The following is a 1,748-nucleotide window of genomic DNA, read 5'->3' on the forward strand; positions in this document are numbered from 1 at the left end:
CAGTCCACCTCCGTGCTCGGCGCATCCACGTGCAAGGTGCGGGGCAGCACACCCCGCTGCATCGCCAGCACCATCTTCATCACACCGGCCACTCCCGCCGCGCTTTGGGTGTGACCGATGTTCGACTTCAGCGATCCCAGCCACAGCGGACGATCCCGATCCTGCCCGTAGGTGGCCAGCAGCGCCTGAGCCTCGATCGGGTCTCCCAACCGGGTGCCGGTGCCGTGCGCCTCCACCACGTCCACCTCGGCCGCAGCCACGCCAGCGCTGGCCAACGCCTGCCGGATCACGCGCTGCTGGGACGGGCCGTTCGGCGCGGTCAGCCCGTTCGACGCACCGTCCTGATTGATCGCCGAACCGCGCACCACCGCCAACACCCGATGGCCATTGCGCTGAGCGTCCGACAACCGCTCCACGACCAGCAACCCGACACCCTCGGACCACCCCGTACCATCAGCCGACGCAGCGAACGGCTTGCAACGGCCATCCGCCGCCAACCCGTCCTGAACGGCGAACTCGGCAAAAATCTCCGGCGTGGCCATCACCGTCACGCCACCGGCCAACGCCATCGAGCACTCACCGGACCGCAGCGCCTGGACCGCGAGATGCAGCGCCACCAGCGACGACGAACACGCCGTGTCCACCGTCACCGCAGGCCCTTCCAACCCCAGCACATAAGCGATCCGCCCCGACAACACACTGTCCGCGCCACCGGTGAGCCGGTATCCGTCCGCTTCGTCCGAGGCACCCCCGACAGCCTCGTAACCCGAACCGGACCCGCCCACGAAGACCCCGGTCCTGCTGCCCTTCAACAAGCTCGGGTCGATGCCGGCCCGTTCCAGCGCCTCCCACGCCGTCTCCAGCAGCAACCGCTGCTGCGGATCCATCGCCAACGCCTCACGCGGCGAAATACCGAAGAACCCCGCATCGAACTCCGCCGCGTCCTCGATAAACCCACCCACCCGGGTGTAACTGGTACCGGTCAGATCCCAGCCACGCTGTGTCGGGAACGCCGAGATCGCGTCCACACCACCCGCGAGCAAGGCCCACAACTCCTCCGGCGACGACACCCCACCCGGGAACCGACACCCCATCCCCACAATCGCGATCGGCTCGTCCGGCTCCGCCTTCACCACAACAGGAACCATCACCTGCGCTTGTGAACCCAGCAGCTCCGAACCCAGATGCTCCGCCAGCACTGCGGGCGTCGGGTAGTCGAAAACAAGGGTCGCGGGCAGTTGAAGACCCGTCGCCGTCGCCAGCCGGTTCCGCAGCTCCACCTCAGTCAGCGAGCCAAAACCGGCATCGCGGAAGGCCCGCCCGTCCGGCAACGCGTCAGTGTTGTCGAAACCGAGAGTGACCGCCGCCTCCCGCCGCACCAAATCCAGCAACACCCGCGTACGTTCCTTCTCCCCCAGCCCGGACAGCCTGCGCCGCAGCGCCGACTCACCGGCGGGCCCCGTACCCGGCCGGGCGAGTGCCTTGCGTGCCTCCGGGATGCCGGACAGCAGAGGGCTCGGGCGCTCCACCGTGAAACTCGGGGCGAAGCGTTCCCAGTCCGTGTTCGTCACCGTCAACGTGACCGAGCCGTCGCGCACCGCCTGCTCCAGAGCAGCCATCGCCAACGCTGGCTCCATCGCCAGCACACCCCGCCGCCGATACCCCTCAACGCCCGCCGCGCCCATCCCCGGACCCGCCCACAACCCCCACGCGATCGACGTCGCCACCAGCCCCGCACCCCGCCGATA

Annotated in this window: 1 protein-coding gene; it reads right to left on the reverse strand. The window is 68.8% G+C overall.

Translation table 11 applies throughout. From position 1 onward, the window contains the following. Positions 1 to 1,748: beta-ketoacyl synthase N-terminal-like domain-containing protein (locus tag ACLZOT_RS49635; protein WP_416975935.1), on the reverse strand; the 1,748-nt coding region annotated here is incomplete at both ends.

Origin of the sequence: Streptomyces sp. 4F14 (assembly GCF_048159485.1) — a bacterium.
Lineage (GTDB): Bacteria > Actinomycetota > Actinomycetes > Streptomycetales > Streptomycetaceae > Streptomyces.